This is a genomic window from Aquibium oceanicum, assembly GCF_001889605.1.
Classification (GTDB): Bacteria; Pseudomonadota; Alphaproteobacteria; order Rhizobiales; family Rhizobiaceae; genus Aquibium; species Aquibium oceanicum.
On record NZ_CP018171.1, the window covers coordinates 675,313 to 693,726 of the forward strand.

Sequence of the window (18,414 nt, forward strand, 5' to 3'; positions counted from 1 at the left end):
TTCCTATTTGCGGCTCGTGAACTCGAAACTCTTCGTCAACCTCAGTCCGATGATGTCGTAGTCCAGATCGGCCTCGCGCACGTGCGCATAGCCGGCGCTGATGTCGATCCCGTTCTCGAACCCGTAGCCGGCGGAGACCTGGACGAGATGATCTCTCGTCGATCCGGCACCGGCGAAGTCGAGCCTGCGAACGGTTCCGGCGAGTTCGCCGTGCCAGGGACCGTTGGCGACGGAGAGCCCGACGGTGGTGTAGAGCGCATCGTCTCCCGCCAAGCCCGCGGCATCCGAGAAATAGGCGATCTCGCCGTTCAAGCCAAGAACCATGCCGCTCGCGAGCGCCGTCTCCTTGGCGAGGCCGGCCACGAACCCGTCCTCGTCGGCCGTTTCGGTGACGCCGGCCGAGAGGTGGCGGTAGCCGAGATTGTAGGAAAATCCGGGCAGTGCCTCGAGATCCGTGCCGTCGAGCGTGATGGAGAAGTTGTTCAGCTTCTCGGTGTTGCCGATCCCGCCATCGCCGATGCCCACCCTGCCGCGGCGGGTGAAGATCGAATCCGAGAGGAAGGTCGTGTCGACGAAGAAGACGTGACCGCCCAGCGTGTGCTTTCCGGCCGCCCCGGCGTCGAACTCGTAAGTCGCGCCGAAGCCGATTTGTTCGGAAAGCTCGTAGTCCTCGGCAAATTCGGTCCCGTAAACGCCCGGCGTGATGTCCCAGGCGGTGCCGAAGGCCGGGCCGAACTTCCCGGCGAAGAGCGTCGCGGCGCCGAGTTTCGCTTCGAGGTTCAACGTGTCGACGTAGAGACCGATGTCGCCGAAGGCCCGGTCCTTGAATGGCTCCGGATCGAGCACGGATTCGGCAGTCAGTCCGAAGTTGATCGCGAAGATCGGCGTCAGCCCGAGCTTCACCCCGAGTTCGCCGAGGAAATAGAGGTCGTCTACCTCCGCTCCGGGGTCGTCGGCGCGGAACACCCAATCGTTGCCGAGCTCCAGGTCCAGCGTCCCTTCGAGGTACGGATAGGTCTCCGCCACGACCGGGAGCTCCACGGGCTCGGCGAAAGCGCTGCCCGGCAGGAGCGTCCAGGCTGAAGCGAAAGCGGCCAGGAGTGACGTGGTGCGAAGCATGCTCATATCCGAATGGTCCCCGATGAATTCAGTGATACGTAACGTAATAACATTACAGCTCCTGCTCACTGGAATACGGCGTCGGGATTGTCAAGGCTGTCGGACCCTTCGAAGGCAATGCCGTCGAGCTGCAGGGCGGCCACGGCCCGTTCGATGGAGCGGGTCTGGTCGATGAGCGCGTCGATCCCCGCCTGCACGGCGGCATTGCCCGCCTCGTTGCCCTCGCCGATCATCTGGTCGTAGGCCTCGCCGCCTTTCGCGCGCTCCTCCATGGCCTCCATGGCGGCCACGGTGGCGTCGAGCTTGCCGGAGAGTTCCTCGTCGAGCGCCGGGTCTACCTGCTTGACGAGATCGGACACCGAGGGGCCCTCGATCCTGGTGCCGTCGGTGCGCGCGTAGGCGGCGTGATAGACGTTGCGGATACCCACCACATCGTAGAGGTGGGAGATGTGCGTGTTGTCGGAGAAGCAGTCGTGCTCTTCCTCCGGATCGTGCAGCAGCAGGCCGAGCTTCATGCGCTCGCCGGCCAGTTCGCCGTAGGAGAGGGAGCCGAGCCCGGTGAGGATAGCGGCGACGCCCGCCTTGGGATCGCCTTCCAGGAGGTTCTGCCGCGCTTCTCCGCCCTCCTGCCAGTTGCCGACCATCTCCTCCAGGTCGGAAACGAGCAGGTCGGTCGCCGCGTCGAGATACTGCGCGCGGCGATCGCAGTGCCCGCCGGTGCAGTTCGCCGGGTCATAGTCGGTGTAGGGCCGCTCGCCGGCGCCGGCGCCTGTCCCGTTCAGGTCCTGGCCCCAGAGGAGGAATTCGATGGCGTGGTAGCCGGTGGCGACGTTCGCTTCGATATCGCCGGCTTCCTGCAGCGTGCCTGAAAGAAATTCGGGGGTGATCTCGCTGGCGTCCACCGCCGTTCCGCCGATCTCGATCGACGGATTGGCGATCACGTTGGCAGTGTAGAGCGCGTTGTCGTCGGATTCGGTGCCGTAGGCCGCATCCACGTAGTCGATGAGACCTTCGTCGAGCGGCCAGGCGTTCACGCGCCCTTCCCAGTCGTCCACGATCGGGTTGCCGAAGCGGTACGCCTCGGTCTGCTGATAGGGAATGCGGGACGCCTTCCAGGCGGTTCGCGCAGCTTCCAACGTCTCCTTCGACGGATTTGCGATCAGTGCATCGGCCGCTTCGTCCAGGGCCTTCGCGGCTGCGAGCGAATCCTCATACTTGGCCAGCGCGATATCGGAATAGGTCTGCAGCACCGGGCGGAAATCGGTCTGAGCATACGCCGCCGGCGAAAATACGATCGCGGCGACGGCGCAGACCGCCATGCGTCGCGGGGTCCGGGTTGCTGAGCTTGCCATTGTCGCCTCCTCGAATGCCGTCTTGCTGGAACAGAGCGGTCGCGCGGTTGGGAGCGTCGCGCGTCAGCCCTTCGTCGCGACATAAAGACTCTCCGGAGGACGCCTGTCAATTCGCGAAAGGGGGACAAAGTGCTTACAAATCAATAGTTTAGAACTATTCTAAACTGACTTGAGCAGAAAAGTCATGTTATACGGGAGTTGCCGGCGAGAGCAGTCGATCCGTTGAAGCACTGTTCCGCGCTCTTATGCCGCGCCGCCGGTCCGGATGACCATGGCGAGCGCCTCGGCGATCAGAGCGGGTTTTTCCTCACCCTCGATCTCGATCGTGTTGAGCGACTTCATCAGGAACTGACCGACGCCCTTCGGTTCGAACGAAACAAGCTTCGATCGCATGCGCACACGCGAGCCCGCCCGCACGGGAGTCAGGAAGCGGACCTTGTCCAGCCCGTAGTTCAACGTGGCTGCGACGTCTCGAGGACGGGCGTCGATCTCGTAGCTCATGACCGGAATGAGCGAGAGCGTGAGGTACCCGTGCGCGATCGTGGCGCCGAACGGGCTCTCGCGGCGGGCGCGTTCCACGTCGACATGGATCCACTGACGGTCATGCGTTGTTTCGGCGAACCGATCGATCATCTCCTGGTCGACGGTGATCCAGGACGAGATGCCGAGTTCCTGTCCGACCAGACCGGCCATGCTTTCGAACGTCAGGTCCTGTCTCGGCATTCCACATCTCCGCGTCGCGCTGCACCGGATGCGCGCCTTCTAGAATGCGTGCGGTGGGCTGGGAAGGGTTGAGCGCCGGATGGGGTTAATCACTATGGCGTTCACGAAAAAGCTACGATTCGTCAGCACGGAAACGATCCTTACCGGCGCGATTCACCGGACATTCAGAATCGGCTGGTAGGATGAGCCTGTTTCGGAAGGGACTATCCGGACATCGGGACACGGGACAATGACGTTCTTGAGCAGCATCTTCGGTTGCGCCTGCGCAATCCGCGAGTTCGTGATGCCTACCTATCGGCCGGAGCGCTACTACATGCGCGGCCCTGGACCGGCCTGCGCACGTCGCCAGGGTCGCGTCGCCGCCGATTCGCGGGTGCGTTTCTCCTGATCGGATCGATCAGCCGAGACCATCGAAGAGCGCGGTCGACAGGTAGCGCTCGGCGAAGGACGGGATGATGACGACCATGGTCTTGCCGGCGTTCTCGGCGCGGCTTCCCACGATCACCGCCGCCTGAAGCGCCGCGCCCGACGAGATTCCGACCGGCACCCCCTCGATCCTGGCAAGTAGCCGCGCATTGGCGAAGGCGTCTTCGTTGGAGACGGCGATCACCTCGTCGTAGACGGAGGTGTCGAGGATCTTCGGCGCGAACCCTGCACCAATGCCCTGGATCTTATGCGGTCCCGGCTGGCCGCCGGACAGAACCGGAGAGGCCTCCGGCTCGACGGCGACCACCTTCAGCCCCGGTCGGCGCTGCTTCAGCACCTGCCCGACGCCCGTGATAGTGCCGCCCGTCCCGATGCCTGACACGAAGATGTCGACCTCGCCGCCAGTGTCGTTCCAGATCTCCTCGGCGGTGGTCCTGCGGTGGATGTCCGGGTTCGCCGGATTCTCGAACTGCTGCGGTATGACCGAGCCGGGGATGGTCGACTTGAGCTCCTCGGCCTTGGCGATCGCCCCCTTCATGCCTTTCGGGCCTTCGGTCAGCACGAGTTCGGCGCCGAGCAGCGCCAGCATCTTGCGGCGCTCGATGGACATGGTCTCCGGCATCGTCAGGATCAGGCGATAGCCCTTGGCCGCAGCCGCGAAGGCCAGCGCGATGCCGGTGTTGCCGGAGGTCGGCTCGATCAAAGTCGTCTCGCCCGGCTTGATGCGGCCATCTGCTTCCATGGCATCGATCATCGCGACGCCGATGCGATCCTTGACGCTGGCTATGGGGTTGAAGAACTCGAGCTTGGCGAGAAGGTTGGCGACGATGCCTTTTTCCTTCGCGAACTTGTCCAGCCGCACGATGGGCGTGTCGCCGATCGTTTCGGTGATGGAGGAGTAGATCCGCCCCCGTCCCGGCTTGCGTGCATTCTCGTTGGCGTCGCTCATGTCGTTCCTCCATCGACCCGCGGGAGGTCGTTCGACGCTACGAAACCCCAATGGCCGCTTTTCGGCAAGGAATAGTTTTCTACGGATGAGCGTCAAAGCGAAAGCGGCGCCGAGGGAAAACCCCGACGCCGCATCCGCCGCCGCTGGAGTCGATCCGCTACTCCGCGGCGGAACGCTTTTCCGAAGTCCCCTCGACGGCCTCGACGATCGCCTCGACGAAGGCGTCGAGATCGCCGGGGTTGCGCGCGGTGATGAGATTGCCGTCGCGCACGGTTTCGGAATCTTCCCACTTCGCACCGGCATTGATCATGTCGGTCCTGATCGAGTGGTACGAGGTCGCACGCTTGCCCTTCACGAGGTCCGCCTCGATGAGCAGCCATGGCGCGTGGCAGACGGCCGCGACCGGCTTGCCGGCGCGGGCGAAGGCCTTCACGAAATCGATCGCCTTCTTCTCGACGCGCAGCAGATCGGGGTTGATCTGCCCGCCCGGCAGGACGATGGCGTCGTAGTCGGAGGCATTAGCCTGATCCAGGACGCGATCAACGGTCACGGGCTCGCCCCAATCCTTCTTGTCCCACCCCTTGATCTCGCCGCTCTCCAGCGAGACGACGTCGACGGTTGCGCCCGCCTGCCGCAGTTTCGACAGCGGGACCTCGAGCTCGGACTGCTCGAAGCCGTTGGTGGCGAGGATCGCGATCCTCGATTGCGCGATGTCGGGCATGATCTTGCTCCTGCTGAATGGTAACGCAGGAGAACGCCCCAGATGCGCTTTTGTTCGGTGCCCGTCGAGGAACAGTCGTCAGTCGGAAAACAGCGCCTGCAGACGGGCAAAGGAAGTGCCCTTGCGCGAGAAGTCGACTGTGCCCTCGTCCAGCATCTCCCGCGCCGCCGCCTCGACGGCGCCGAAGGCTGCGGTCGTAAGCTTCGAGCCGAGCGAAATACGTTTGGCGCCGGCTTCCGCGAGGTCGCGGACGGAAAATCCCGGAACCGCGAGGATGTTGACCGGCTTCGTGAGCGCCGAACAGACCGCCTTCACCTGATCGATGCTGGTGAGTCCGGGCGCGTAGAGCACGTCCGCTCCGGCCTCTTCGAAGGCTCTCAGGCGGCGGATCGTGTCGTCGAGATCGGACCGGTCGTGCAGGAAGTTCTCCGCTCGCGCCGTAAGCACGAAGTCGCGCCGAAGCGATCGTGCCGCTTCACTCGCCGCTGCCACACGCTCTACCGCATGCTGAAACTCGTAGATCGCGTTCGTTTCGTCGCCGGAAAAATCCTCGATCGAGCAGCCGGCGAGACCGGCGGCTTCGGCTGCGAACACCGTTTCGGCGGCGGAATCCGGCGTGTCGCCCTTTCCGTTCTCCAGATCGGCCGAGACGGGCAGGTCGGTGGCCGCGACGAGTTCCTTGCAATGCGCGATCATCTCGTCGAACGGGATGCCGCCGTCAGGCCGGCCGCGCGCAAAGGCATAGCCGGCGCTGGTGGTGGCCAGTGCCTTGAAGCCGAGCGAGGCGAGGAATTTCGCGGTGCCGACATCCCAGGGATTGGGAATGACGAACGCGTCCGCCGACGTATGCAGCGCGCGGAAGACCGCGCCGATGTCCCTGCTCTTGTCCATGGCCGTCCCTGAATCCGTGAACCCGCGGCCGCGATTTTATCCGCTCGCGCCGTGCCTCGCAAAGCCGGTCGGTTGGTCCAGGCCGATCATTCCTGACACCTGCCGCATGTCGTCGAAAAGGATGCCGCCGGCCTTGGCCAGGCCGTCGCGGTCCGAAAGGGGATCGCCGCAATAGGCGTAGACGCGCATGCCTGCGGCGACACCGGCGATCGTGCCGGCCACCGCGTCCTCGATGACGATGCAATCGGCGGGCGCGAACCCCATCGTGTCGGCGGCGTGCAGGAAGAGGTCCGGACACGGCTTTCCGCGGGCGACCATGGTGGAACTGAACATCGCGTGCTCGAAACGAGGCAGAAGCCCGGTCGCTCCGAGAGTGATGTGCATCTTGGAAACCCGCGCCGAAGATGCCACGCAGTAGGGGATTCCGGCAGCGCGCAAAGTCTCGATGAGCGTTTCCACGTACGGAACGGCCTCGACGCCACTGGCGAAGAGTTCGGGCAGTCCGGCGTTCCAGCGGTCAACGAAATCGACACCCAGGTTGGTGCCGGTACCCTCGATCTCCTCCTGGACGGATCGCATGGACCGCCCGCAGAAGCGGCGGCGGCATTCCTCGTAGGTTACCGGGAAACCGGCCTGCGTCAGCCATTCGGAGAGCTTGCGGTTGGCCAGCGTCTCGGTGTCGACGAGCACGCCGTCGCAGTCGAAGATCACCAGGCCGGGTGGCCTCATCGGGCGCCCGTCGAGCCGAAGCCGCCCGCGCCGCGCGAGGTCTCCTGCGCCAGCGTGCGCTCCTCGATCGTCGCCTGGAGCACCGGCGCGATAACGAGTTGCGCGATACGCATGCCGCGGGTCACCGCGAAATCCGCGTCGCCTAGGTTTACAAGCAGCACCTGCACCTCGCCGCGATAGTCGCTGTCGATGGTGCCGGGGGTGTTAAGGCAGGTGATGCCGTGCTTCAGCGCCAGCCCCGAGCGCGGCCGGACCTGGCCCTCGTGGCCAGCGGGGATCTCGAAGATGAGACCGGTGGGCACGAGCGCACGGCGCCCAGGCAGGATGATGAGATTGCGGTCTTCGGGGATCGCGGCCCTCAGATCCATGCCGGCGGCGCCGGCGGTCTCGTAGGCCGGCAACGGGAGGCCTTGCGAATGCGGCAGGCGGACGATCGGCAGAACGATGGACATGGCGTCATTTGGCCGGGGGTCCTCCGCGCGTCAATAGCTTCGCGATGGATCGGCGTCCGCCATGCATGAAATGCATGTCTTGCCTGTGCCGCCGGCATGGCTCCCCAGTGGTAACTATCTTGAAAGGTAAGCATGCTTATTATATATGGCGCTCATGAAAAACACTGACGGTACGGAAAGGCTCGGGTTCCTGATCCACGACGCGGCGCGCCTGTTGCGCAAGCGCTTCGAGGTGCGGGCGGCCGGCTATGGACTCTCTGCGGCCCAGTGGCGGCTACTGTTTCGTCTCGTCAAGGAAGAGGGCATGGCCCAGGCACGGCTCGCGGAACTGCTCGAGATCGAGCCCATCAGCGTTTCGCGCCTGCTCGACAGGATGGAAGAAGGCGGCTGGATCGAGCGCCGCCCGTCGCCGTCCGACCGCCGCGTGCGCGTGGTCTATCCGACGGGCAAGGCCCGCACGACCTTCGGCGCCGTGAAGGAGGTCGCCGGGACGATCTATCAGGAGGCGCTGGACGGAATGTCTTCGGCCGAAAGGAGCGCGTTGCTGCGCGGGCTGGAGACGATCCTCGCCAACCTGGCCGAGGGAGAGCCGGCGCGGTGCGAACAGGGTCCGGCCGCCAAGGTCGACGAGCGGGTGCCGGAAGCAGTGGAAGGTACGAACGGATGAATGCCAGGACGAAGGCCGACGAGACGGCGGAAGAGATCGCGCTGAAGATGGACGAGGCCACCGCGCCGCAGCCGCCCGAAGCACCCGCTCCGAAGAAGAGGCGGCGCGGACTGCGCCCTCTCCTGATGATCGCTGTGCCCGCCGCGCTCCTGGTGGGCGGCGGATACGTCTGGGTCACCGGCGGCCGCTATGAGGAGACGGAGAACGCCAACCTGCGCCAGGCGCGCATTTCGGTGACGGCCGAGGTGTCCGGCCGCGTCACCGAGGCCGACATTTCGGAGAACGAACACGTCAAGGCCGGCGACGTGCTCTTCGAGATCGATCCCGAACCCTACCGCATCGCGCTGGCGCAGGCGGATGCCGCCCTCGCGGCGGCGCGGCTCGAGGTCGCGCAGTTGCGCGCCGGATACCAGAAGTCGCTCGCCGAGGCGGAGGTGGCCGGCGACGAGGTGGATTACCTGCAAAGCGAATTGCAGCGCCAGGAATCGCTTACCGACAAGGGCATCGGCACGAAGTCGGCACTCGATTCGGCGCGTCACGACCTCGCCAAGGCAAAGGAACAATTTGCCGTCGCCCAGCAGGGGATAGCCAGCGCCAAGGCCGCGCTCGCGGGCAATCCGGACATCGAGACGGACGAGCATCCCGCAGTGATGGCCGCGCTGGCCGCGCGCGAGAACGCACAATGGAAGCTCGGCCTGACCAGGGTGGTCGCGCCCGGCGACGGCGTCATCGCGCAGGCCTCGTCCTTCAAGGTGGGCCAGATGGTTTCGGCCGGGTCGCCGCTTTTCACCTTGGTCGAGACCGGCGACTCCTGGGTCGACGCCAACTTCAAGGAAACCCAGCTGACCCACATGAAGCCGGGCCAGAAGGCAGAGGTCTGGATTGACGCGTACCCGGATCATGCCCTGGAAGCGACCATCGATTCGATCGGCGCAGGCACGGGCGCGGAGTTCTCGCTGCTTCCCGCGCAGAACGCCACCGGCAACTGGGTAAAGGTGACCCAGCGAATCCCTGTCCGCCTCCGCCTCGAAGCGGATGACGATTTGGCCGGTGCGCTTCGCACAGGAATGAGCGCAACCGTGGAGGTCGACACCGGCAAGGCACGCGGCCTGCCGGACTTCGCCTCCCTTTTCGGCAGCGCGATCGCAGCCGAGTAGCGCCGTTTCCCGCCCCGCAAGGGAGGGAACAAGGGCAAGATGGCGATGGAAAACTCCGACACAGCGGTTCCGCATCGCGGGCTGATCACCGTATCGATCATGCTCGCCACGATCATGCAGGTGCTCGACACCACGATCGCCAACGTCGCGCTGCCGACGATGACGGGCGATCTCGGCGCGAGCCAGGACACCATCACCTGGGTGCTGACGTCCTATATCGTGGCCGCCGCGATCATGACGCCGGTGACCGGCTGGCTCTCCGACCGGATCGGCCGGCGTGAACTCTTCCTCGTCTCGATCGTCGGCTTCACCGTCTCCTCCATGGCCTGCGGCCTGGCCTGGAACCTGGAATCGATGGTCCTGTTCCGGGTCACGCAAGGCCTTTTCGGCGCCGCGATCGTGCCGCTCTCGCAGACCTTCCTGCTCGACATCAATCCCAAGGAACGTCACGGATCGGCTATGGCGATGTGGGGCGCCGGCATCATGGTCGGCCCCATCATCGGACCGACGCTTGGCGGCTGGCTGACCGAGACGCTGGACTGGCGCTGGGTCTTCTTCATCAACCTTCCGGTCGGCATCGTCGCCTTCCTCGGCTGTACCGCCTATCTGCCGCGCATCGCCAAGCGCCTTCGCGGGTTCGACTTCTTCGGCTTCGCCATGCTTTCGCTGGGCGTCGGCGCGCTGCAACTCATGCTGGACCGCGGCGGGGAGGTGGACTGGTTCTCGGCCGTCGAGATCTGGATTGAGCTCGGCCTGTCTATCACCGGGTTCTGGATCTTCGCGGTCCATCTGCTGACCGGCAACGAGACCTTCATCGATCCGGCGATCTTCCGCGACCGCAACTTCGTCACGGGCCTCGTCTTCATCTTCATCGTCGGCATCATCCTGCTCGCCAGCCTGGCGCTGCTGCCGCCGATGCTGTCGCGCCTGTTCGGCCATTCGACCATCCGTACGGGTCTGGTCATGGCACCGCGCGGGGTGGGCACGATGATTTCCATGATCCTCGTCGGACGGTTGGTGCGGATGGTGGACGCACGGATGCTGGTGGTCGCCGGCCTGGCGCTGACGGCGTGGTCGCTATACGACATGACGGGCTTCTCGCCGCAGATGGACGACCGGCTCATCATCGTCTCGGGCATCATCCAGGGCCTCGGCCTCGGCCTGGTTTTCGTGCCCCTGTCGACCGTCGCCTTCGCCACGCTCGAGCCGCGATTCCGAACCGATGCCGCGAGCCTGTTCAGCCTCGTGCGCAACATCGGCTCGTCGATCGGCATCTCCATCGTTACCGTCATGCTCACCCGGAACATGCAGGTGAACCACGCGGAGCTGTCGGCCTTCATCAATCCGTTCAATCCGGCGCTGCGCGCGATCTCTCCGGGCGCCGCCAGCGGCGATCCGACTGCGCTGTCGCAGATCGACCAGCTGGTGAACGCCCAGGCGCTGATGATCTCCTACATCAACGATTTCAAGCTGATGATGATCGTCACCCTGTGCGCCATCCCGCTGGCGCTGCTCCTGCGCAAGCCGAGCGCGGCGCCCGCAGCGCCGGCCGCCGCCCACATGGATTGATCCGGCTACTGTAGCGCGCCGGCCGGTTTGCCCTGTGCGAGGAGATCCAGATAGCGGCGGTGCCCAAGGCACTTGGTCGCCGCCTTCTTGTACTCCCGCCCCTGTTCCTCGATCGCCTTGCGGGCGTGCGCGCGCAGCGCCGGCTTGGCCGCCATCTCCGCGTTCGCGGCCTTGCGGCAGAGATGGCCCAAACCATCCAGCACCGGATAGTAAAGCTGTTCCGCCAAGTGCGGGAGGTTGTCGGGCAAGGGCATGAAGTCCGCCCGCTTCGGCATCTCCCTCGACCAGCGCTGCAGCCGTTCGCGCGTCACCTCGTTGAGGCAGTTCTGGTGGACGTGTTTCCAGAATGGCTCCTCGCGTTCGCCGGCGTAGTGGATGTTGATGAAGTCGCGGAAGTCGTTGAGCTGTCGCTCGGCCACGCCGTTGAACATGCCGCGGACACGCTCGTCCGCCGAGGTCGCCCTGGCCATGAAACGGCGCGTGAACAGGAACAGCTGCACGACCGTTCCGTGGATCGACGTGGCCTCAAGCGGCTCGAGGAAGCTCGATGACAGACCCAGGGCAAGGCAGTTCCCGATCCAGTTCCGGTCGAGGCGCCCGCTGTCGAACCGCAGGTCCGCACGCGGCTCGATCTTGCGCCCCAGCGCCCGCTCGATCTCGGCATGCGCTTCCTCCGGCGTCCGGAAATGGTCGGAATAGACGTAGCCGCAGCCGATCCGGTCCTGCGTCGGGATCGACCACAGCCAGCCCGCTTCCTGTGCCCAGGCCAGCGTGAAGGGAGAGATCTCCGCGCCTTCCTCGTGTTCGAGCCAGAAGGGCATGGCGCGGTTCACCGGCAGCGTCGACTGATAGGAAATCCACTGCGCGCCCATCTCGCCGCGGATGAGCTTGCGGCGGAAGCCGGTGCAGTCGATGAAGAAATCGCCGGCAACCTCCCGATCCTCGTCGAGCAGCAGCGCCTCGATGTCACCGGTCTCCGGGTTCTTGCGGGCGCCGAGCACCTCAGCGTCGACCTGAGCAATGCCCTTCGCCTTGTCGCGCAGGAAAGCTCCGACCTTGGCCTGGTCGAAATGGTAGGCATAGAGGAACGGCGACGCCGAGACGAATTCGCCGTCGATCAACCCGTAGGGGCTGCGGCCTCGCCGCATGAGTTCGCCGAAGAGGTGGATGTCGGCAAGCCGGATGTTCTTGGCGACGGCGTACACGTCGAGCGCGCAGAATTGCTCGTCCGGCCGGAAGTCGGGGCGGGCGGCCAGCGCATTCGGATCGTCGATCGGGCCGTCATAGTGGTGGCCCTTGCGCAGCCAGTCCTTGTGCCGGATGCCGAACTTGATCGTGGCGCCGGTGCTGCGGATGAATTCCGCCTCGTCAATTTCGAGCAGATCGAGAAGCTGGCGAAAGACTCCGGTGGTGCCCTCGCCGACGCCGATGGTCGGGATGCGGCTCGATTCGACGACGGTCACGTCGACCGCGAGCCCGGCGTTGTCCGCCTGCCGTTTCAGCATGTGCGCGGCGAGCCATCCGGCCGTTCCGCCGCCCACAACGACGTAATGCGTCCGCGATTTGTTCATGTGTTAGCCCCTCCCGGCTAACAAAAGAGCAGAAGATAGGGGGACTAGCAACCTGTCGTCATAATACCGTTTGGTAACGATAAGGCGGGTTGCGAACGATGGCACGGCCGCGCGCTGCCGGCGCAACGATGCCGCGATGTCGCGGGATCGAAAGCTTCCGGAACCGTACGTTTGGATGTATGGGAAAGACGAGGCGGACGGCGGGACAGCCGCCAGGAGGGGATGGATCGCCATGCCGGGACCGCGTTTACAGGCCTCGACGTCGAGCGGGATGAAAGGGAAGGCCGGCTGGTGCGCCGCCCTTCTGGTGTCGATCGGTTTTCCCTGCACGTCCGCGATTGCCGCGGACTGCAAGAGCTCTCCCGCCCCGCAGGTCGACTGGCAGGACTGTAACAAGAGCAACATCGTGGTGAGAGGGGCAGCCCTCGCGGGCGCGACGCTCGCCGGCGCCGATTTCACCCTGACCGATCTCCGCGACGCGGACCTGCGGAAGGCCGACCTCCAGAAGGCGACGCTGGTGCGTTCCTCGCTCGCCGGAGCCAACGCGGCGGGCGCGAACTTCGGACGGGCGGAAGCCTACCGGACGAGCTTCTCCGGCATGCAGGGCGACGGGGCGTCCTTTGCCAGCGCGGAACTCCAACGCGCCGATTTCTCCGGTGCGAACCTGGCCGGTGCGAATTTCGAGAAGGCGGAACTCGGACGCGCCAGCTTCGAAAAGAGCCGTCTGGAAGGCGCGCGCTTCACGCTGGCCAACCTCTCGCGCGCCAGCTTCGTCGGTGCCGAGATCGGCGGCGCCGTCGATTTCGAGAATGCCTTCCTGTACCTGACCCGCATCGAAGGCGTCGATCTCTCGTCCGCCACCGGCCTGGCACAGGCGCAGGTCGATCTCACCTGCGGCGACAGCGATACGAAGCTTCCAGCCGGACTTTCGCCTTCCGCGTCATGGCCCTGCAAATTCGACTGACCTCCCGGCCGCGCTCCAGCCGACTCGAATGATGCCCCGCCAAATTCGCGTTCGACAGTCCTTTTCCGCCCCGCTATAAGCCCGCGGTTCAAAGGACATCGTGGACATGACGGAAGCCATCGAAAAGGCGGTCGCGCGCCGCCGCACCTTCGCGATCATCTCGCATCCGGACGCGGGCAAGACGACGCTCACGGAAAAGCTGCTGCTGTTCGGCGGCGCGATCCAGCTCGCCGGCGAGGTGAAAGCCAAAAAGGACAAGATCCAGACCCGGTCGGACTGGATGAAGATCGAGCGCGAGCGCGGCATCTCGGTCGTCACCTCTGTGATGACTTTCGAATATGGCGACCATGTCTTCAACCTTCTGGATACGCCCGGCCACGAGGATTTCGCCGACGACACCTACCGCACGCTGACCGCCGTCGATTCGGCGGTCATGGTGATCGACGCCGCCAAGGGCATCGAGCCGCGCACGCTGAAGCTGTTCGAGGTCTGCCGGCTGCGCGATATCCCGATCGTTACCTTCGTCAACAAGATGGACCGCGAGACGCGCGATCCGTTCGAGATCCTGGACGAAGTCGAGGAGAAGCTGGCGCTGGATACCGCGCCGGTGACCTGGCCGATCGGCCGCGGACGGAGCTTCGGCGGCACCTATCATCTCGCCGACAACGCCATTCGCCGCGGCGATGCCGACAAGGAATGGATCAAGGTCAATGGGCCGCAGTCGGAGCAGGTGTCGGGTAGCCTGCCCGCCAACGAGCGCGACGCTTTCGTCGAGGAAATGGAGCTTGCGCGCGAGGCGTGCCGGCCCTTCGATCTTTCCGCCTTCCGCGACGGGCACCTGACGCCGGTGTTCTTCGGCTCGGCGCTGAGGAACTTTGGCGTGCGGGACCTGATCGAGGCGCTCGGCGCCTGGGCTCCGAGCCCGCGCGACCAGGAGGCCGACACCCGCACGATCCATGCGACGGAGGACAAGATGACCTCCTTCGTCTTCAAGATCCAGGCCAACATGGACCCCAACCACCGTGACCGCATCGCCTTCGTACGGGTCTGCTCGGGCAAGCTGGAGCGCGGCATGAAGGCCAAGCTCGTGCGCACGGGCAAGCCGATGAGCCTGTCGGCGCCGCAGTTCTTCTTCGCCCGCACGCGCGTCACAGCGGATGAGGCTTTTGCCGGAGACGTCGTGGGCATCCCCAACCACGGCACGCTGCGGATCGGGGACACGCTGACGGAGGGGGAGGAACTCCTGTTCCGGGGCGTCCCGAACTTTGCGCCCGAAATCCTGCGGCGCGTCCGGCTCGGCGACCCGATGAAGGCCAAGAAGCTGAAGGAGGCGCTGCAGCAGATGGCCGAGGAAGGGGTCGTCCAGCTCTTCACGCCCGAGGACGGCTCGCCGGCGATCGTCGGCGTCGTCGGCGCGCTGCAGCTCGATGTGCTCAAGGAACGGCTCAACGCAGAATATGGCCTGCCGGTCGATTTCGAGACGGCGCGCTTTTCGGTCTGCCGGTGGATCACGGCGGATTCGGCAAACGAGCTCGATCGTTTCGTCGAAGCCCACCGCGGCGATATCGCCCGCGACCTGGACGACGATCCCGTTTTCCTGGCGCCGCACGAGTTTGGGCTGAACTACGAGGCGGAACGCTGGAAGCAGATCCGCTTCGCCGCGATCAAGGATTATCAGGTGCGCGAGGCGGCATAGGCCGGACGCGGCCGGGAGGCTCGGCATGAAGAGCGACGTATCGAGCCCGGTTCTCGGCGTCATCCTCGCCGGGGGGCTCGGGCGCCGCATGGGGGGAGGCGACAAGCCGCTGCGCGTGCTTGCCGACCGCGTCATTCTCGACCGCGTCGTGGAGCGGTTCGCGCCGCAGTGCGATGCGCTTGTGCTCAACGCCAATGGCGACCCGGCCCGCTTCGCATCGTACGGGCTGCCGATAATCGCCGACGGCGTCGAAGGCTTCGCGGGGCCGCTGGCGGGGATTCTAGCGGGGCTGGAGCATGCCGCCGAGCGATTTCCCGGCGCTGAAACGGTCGCGACCGTTCCGGGCGATTGCCCCTTCTTGCCGCGAGATCTCGTCGTGAGGCTCGAGGAGGCGCGGGTGCGCGAATATGCCGACATCGCCATCGCCGCCTCGGGTGGCCGCCATCATCCCGTGGTGGGACTCTGGCCCGCGTCTTTGAAGGCTGATCTGCGCCGTGCGCTTGTCGAAGAGGATGTCCGCAAGGTCGAGCGCTTCGCTTCCCGCTACAGGATCGCGACCGTGGCCTGGCCGGCCGAGCCGCTCGATCCCTTCTTCAACGTGAACACGCCGGACGATCTCATCGAGGCCGAACGCCTGGTTTCGTTGCTGGAAGACTGATCTTCTGTGGAGCGCCGGTCGCGGGGTTCCAGAAAACGAGCGCCGGCTTGGTCAGGACGCGCGACGCCAGCGACAGCTCTCGACGAATTCCACGAGTTCCCTGGACGGCAGCGGACGTGCGAACGCGTAACCCTGCAGCGCGTCGCAGCCGAGCTTGTTCAGGATGCGTGCATGCTCCATCGTTTCCACGCCCTCGGCCAGGACCTGGATGCCGAGCGACTTGCCGATTTCGATGATCGAGCCGACCAGCTGGCACTGCGCCCGGGACTGGGAGATGGGCATCACGAGCTGCCGGTCGATCTTGAGGCGGCTGGGTTTGAGCTTCATCAGGCTGACGATCGAAGCGTAGCCGGTGCCGAAATCGTCGATCTCGATGTCGATCCCCAGTTCCTTGATGAGGTCGACGTTCCAGGCGACCAGTTCGTCCTGCTCGTCCAGGAAGATCGATTCCACCAGCTCGAAGGAAATGCGCCCGGGTTCGATCGACAGCTCGCGCAGGCTGGTGACCAGTTCCTCGTCGTGCAGACGCCGCGCCGAGACGTTGACCGAAGCCTTCGGGATCGCCAGCCCGGTGGCGTCCCATTCCTTCAGGTTGGTAAGCGTCTGTTCGAGGATGATGCGGTCGATGACGTCGACCACGTTGAGTTCCTCGGCGATCTTCATGAACGAAGCGGGCTGGAGAAGACCTTCAATTGGGTGTTCCCATCGCGCCAGCGCCTCGACGCCGATGACTTCCTGGCTTTCGGCATCGAACTGCGGCTGGTAATGGGCGACGAACTGGCCCTGCTCGATCCCCGACAGAATGTCGTCGGCGATGCGCTTGGTGGTGACGATTTCGGTGCGCAGTGCGTCATTGAAGAACTGGTAGCGGTTCCGCCCGCGGCTCTTCGCCCGGTAAAGGGCGATATCGGCATGCACCAGAAGCTGCGTCGGGTTGGCATCCACGTCGGTGTCGCTGGCGATGCCGATGCTGACGCCGAACCGGCATTCGTGGCTCTGGTAGGACACCGGGCGCTGGATTTCGCCAATGATGCGCTCGGCAAGATCGGAGAGATAGGGGGTTCCGGCCTCCTCGTGCGACCAGGCGCGGCGGCAAACGATGACGAACTCGTCGCCGCCGACGCGCGCCACGAAGTCCCCGTCCCGAACGGAGTTTCTCAGCACTCTCGCGGCATGCACGAGCATGGCGTCGCCGGCCGCGTGCCCGAGCGTGTCGTTGATCTGCTTGAAGCGGTCGAGATCGATGTGCAGCAGGCCGGCGGTCTCGCGTCCGGCCTCGAAGAGTTCGGCATGTTCGGCGAGCACGCCGTCCAGGTATCGGCGGTTCGGCAATCCCGTCAGCGCGTCGTGCAGCGCGGTGAACTCGATACGCTCCTTGGCCGCTTCCAGCTCCCGGTTGCGTGCTTCGGTGAGGGTGTTGGCGCGCTTGAGTTCCTCGTTCAGCGCGACGTCGGCCGACACGTCCCAGTTTACCCCGACGATGCGGGCGGGTTCCCCGAAATCCCGGTAGACCGCGCCGATCGCGCGTATGTGATGGACGTCGCCGTTCGGCAGGGCGAGGCGATATTCCGACAGGTATTTCCCGCTGCCCTCGAGTGCAGTACGGAACTCCTCCTGGGCCCGCCCGGCGTCTTCGGGATGCAGTCTTTGGGACCAGGACGCATAGTCGCGGGAACCCGCGTCCGCCGGATAGCCGTAGATTTCGTTCATACGGTCGTCCCAGAAGAGCTCGTTGGACTCGATGTCCAGTTCCCAGACGCCTACGCGCGAAGTGTCCAGCGCCAGCCGCAACCTGCGCGACAGGCGCGCGAGCTGCATTTCGCGGCGGTGAAGTTCGCCGATGTGCAACTGCCGCTCTTCCATGAGGCGACCGCTGGCGAAGATCGGAACGAGGATGAAGGCGCCTCCGATGAACATGACGGCGCGGAGCCACCACACGTTCGGCGGCGAGGATTTCCAGCCGCCTTTCGGGATCGCGGCCATTCGCCACCCGCCAGACGGTAGTTGCACGTCGAGTTCCACCGGATCGTCCTGCGCGACGTCCTCGCGGCCGAAGAACCGCGTTCCGTCGGCGCCGAGAGCATCCGTGCCGGTGATGGCGATGTCGATCCCGAGTCCCGACGCATAGAGGCCGCTGTCGGCGTAGAGCCGCGGGACGTCGATGACGGCCGACACGATGCCCCAGAAATGCCCGTGGTTCGGCTCGTCGACGAAGACCGGGAAGCGGGCGACCAAACCCTTCCCGCCCTGCACGAGATCGAGAGGACCGGCGAGCACGAGTTCGCCCGTGTCGCGGGCGCGGAATGCGGCTTGGCGCTGCGCTTCCGATGTCGTGTAGTCGAGCCCGATCGCCTGCTCGTTGCCTTCGATCGGATACATCATAGAGACGACCAGATCGGGGGCGGCGGCGATGTTGCGCAATTGCGTCCGTTCCGCCATGAGCTTTGCGGCCAGCAGCGAGAATTCCTGCTGGCCGATGTCGGGGTTGGCCGAGATGGTCGCCACGAGCCCGCGCACCAGCTGCACGTTCCCGTTTATGTTGCCCTCGAGCCGGGCGCGAACGAGGCTGGCTTCGTTGTAGACCTTGGCGCGGAGTTCGCGCTCGAACACCTGCTGGTTCTGATATTCCGCCACGATGCCGGCGGCGATGATCACGACGAACGCCGTCGCAGCGGTCGCATTCGCCGGACGGCGGATCAGGGCCGACAATCTCGAAACGAACGCTCGGAACGCTGAAAACAAAACTCGGGAGCCTTCTCCTGTCCAAGTA

The 18,414-nt window shown here is 65.0% G+C and carries 16 protein-coding genes; 6 read left to right on the forward strand and 10 right to left on the reverse strand.

What is annotated here, in order from left to right; translation table 11 throughout:
- Nucleotides 1–3: 3 nt before the first annotated feature.
- The 8 genes from BSQ44_RS03405 to dut form a co-directional block, all read right to left on the reverse strand.
- Nucleotides 4–1,119, reverse strand: a complete 1,116-nt coding sequence (locus BSQ44_RS03405) for a hypothetical protein (RefSeq protein ID WP_083534418.1) — start codon at nt 1,117–1,119, stop codon at nt 4–6.
- Nucleotides 1,120–1,184: 65 nt separating this feature from the next.
- Nucleotides 1,185–2,471, reverse strand: a complete 1,287-nt coding sequence (locus BSQ44_RS03410) for an imelysin family protein (protein WP_072601949.1) — start codon at nt 2,469–2,471, stop codon at nt 1,185–1,187.
- Between the two features lie 243 nt (nt 2,472–2,714).
- Nucleotides 2,715–3,194 carry a MaoC family dehydratase gene (locus BSQ44_RS03415; protein ID WP_072601950.1) on the reverse strand — a complete coding sequence of 160 codons (480 nt, stop codon included), beginning with the start codon at nt 3,192–3,194 and terminating at the stop codon, nt 2,715–2,717.
- A gap of 397 nt (nt 3,195–3,591) precedes the next feature.
- Nucleotides 3,592–4,569: a cysteine synthase A gene (gene cysK, locus BSQ44_RS03420; RefSeq protein WP_072601951.1), complete on the reverse strand. Its 978-nt coding sequence runs from the start codon at nt 4,567–4,569 to the stop codon at nt 3,592–3,594.
- 157 nt (nt 4,570–4,726) lie between these two features.
- Complete coding sequence (locus tag BSQ44_RS03425) at nt 4,727–5,290, reverse strand: type 1 glutamine amidotransferase domain-containing protein (RefSeq protein ID WP_072601952.1); 564 nt, start codon at nt 5,288–5,290, stop codon at nt 4,727–4,729.
- 78 nt (nt 5,291–5,368) lie between these two features.
- Entirely contained in the window at nt 5,369–6,181 is an 813-nt protein-coding gene (locus BSQ44_RS03430; RefSeq protein WP_072601953.1) for an isocitrate lyase/PEP mutase family protein, read from the reverse strand.
- 36 nt (nt 6,182–6,217) lie between these two features.
- Nucleotides 6,218–6,910, reverse strand: coding sequence for an HAD family hydrolase (locus BSQ44_RS03435; protein WP_072601954.1), 693 nt, complete (start codon nt 6,908–6,910; stop codon nt 6,218–6,220).
- Nucleotides 6,907–7,362 (reverse strand): dUTP diphosphatase, encoded by a 456-nt coding sequence (gene dut / locus BSQ44_RS03440; RefSeq protein ID WP_072601955.1) that lies wholly within the window; start codon nt 7,360–7,362, stop codon nt 6,907–6,909. Before dut ends, BSQ44_RS03435 begins: the two co-directional genes overlap by 4 nt.
- A gap of 145 nt (nt 7,363–7,507) precedes the next feature.
- Here dut and BSQ44_RS03445 point away from each other — a divergent pair, with 145 nt between their 5' ends.
- From BSQ44_RS03445 to BSQ44_RS03455, 3 genes are read left to right on the forward strand one after another with little or no spacing between them, the layout of a single operon-like run.
- Nucleotides 7,508–8,029, forward strand: a complete 522-nt coding sequence (locus BSQ44_RS03445; RefSeq protein ID WP_083534421.1) for a MarR family winged helix-turn-helix transcriptional regulator — start codon at nt 7,508–7,510, stop codon at nt 8,027–8,029.
- Nucleotides 8,026–9,186, forward strand: coding sequence for an HlyD family secretion protein (locus tag BSQ44_RS03450; protein WP_072601956.1), 1,161 nt, complete (start codon nt 8,026–8,028; stop codon nt 9,184–9,186). Before BSQ44_RS03445 ends, BSQ44_RS03450 begins: the two co-directional genes overlap by 4 nt.
- 39 nt (nt 9,187–9,225) lie before the next feature.
- Nucleotides 9,226–10,755: a DHA2 family efflux MFS transporter permease subunit gene (locus BSQ44_RS03455; RefSeq protein WP_072601957.1), complete on the forward strand. Its 1,530-nt coding sequence runs from the start codon at nt 9,226–9,228 to the stop codon at nt 10,753–10,755.
- A gap of 5 nt (nt 10,756–10,760) precedes the next feature.
- Here the strand turns inward: BSQ44_RS03455 and BSQ44_RS03460 are convergent, their stop codons facing one another.
- The gene (locus BSQ44_RS03460; RefSeq protein ID WP_072601958.1) at nt 10,761–12,326 is read right to left on the reverse strand and encodes a tryptophan halogenase family protein; all 1,566 of its coding nucleotides are present in this window, start codon (nt 12,324–12,326) and stop codon (nt 10,761–10,763) included.
- 271 nt (nt 12,327–12,597) lie between these two features.
- Here BSQ44_RS03460 and BSQ44_RS03465 point away from each other — a divergent pair, with 271 nt between their 5' ends.
- The 3 genes from BSQ44_RS03465 (at nt 12,598) to mobA (ending at nt 15,644) form a co-directional block, all read left to right on the forward strand.
- The gene (locus tag BSQ44_RS03465) at nt 12,598–13,290 is read left to right on the forward strand and encodes a pentapeptide repeat-containing protein (RefSeq protein ID WP_072601959.1); all 693 of its coding nucleotides are present in this window, start codon (nt 12,598–12,600) and stop codon (nt 13,288–13,290) included.
- 106 nt (nt 13,291–13,396) lie between these two features.
- Nucleotides 13,397–14,986: a peptide chain release factor 3 gene (locus BSQ44_RS03470; RefSeq protein ID WP_072601960.1), complete on the forward strand. Its 1,590-nt coding sequence runs from the start codon at nt 13,397–13,399 to the stop codon at nt 14,984–14,986.
- Nucleotides 14,987–15,011: 25 nt separating this feature from the next.
- Nucleotides 15,012–15,644: a molybdenum cofactor guanylyltransferase MobA gene (gene mobA, locus BSQ44_RS03475; protein WP_072601961.1), complete on the forward strand. Its 633-nt coding sequence runs from the start codon at nt 15,012–15,014 to the stop codon at nt 15,642–15,644.
- 51 nt (nt 15,645–15,695) lie between these two features.
- Here the strand turns inward: mobA and BSQ44_RS03480 are convergent, their stop codons facing one another.
- Complete coding sequence (locus tag BSQ44_RS03480) at nt 15,696–18,353, reverse strand: bifunctional diguanylate cyclase/phosphodiesterase (protein WP_235633332.1); 2,658 nt, start codon at nt 18,351–18,353, stop codon at nt 15,696–15,698.
- Between the last annotated feature and the right edge of the window lie 61 nt (nt 18,354–18,414).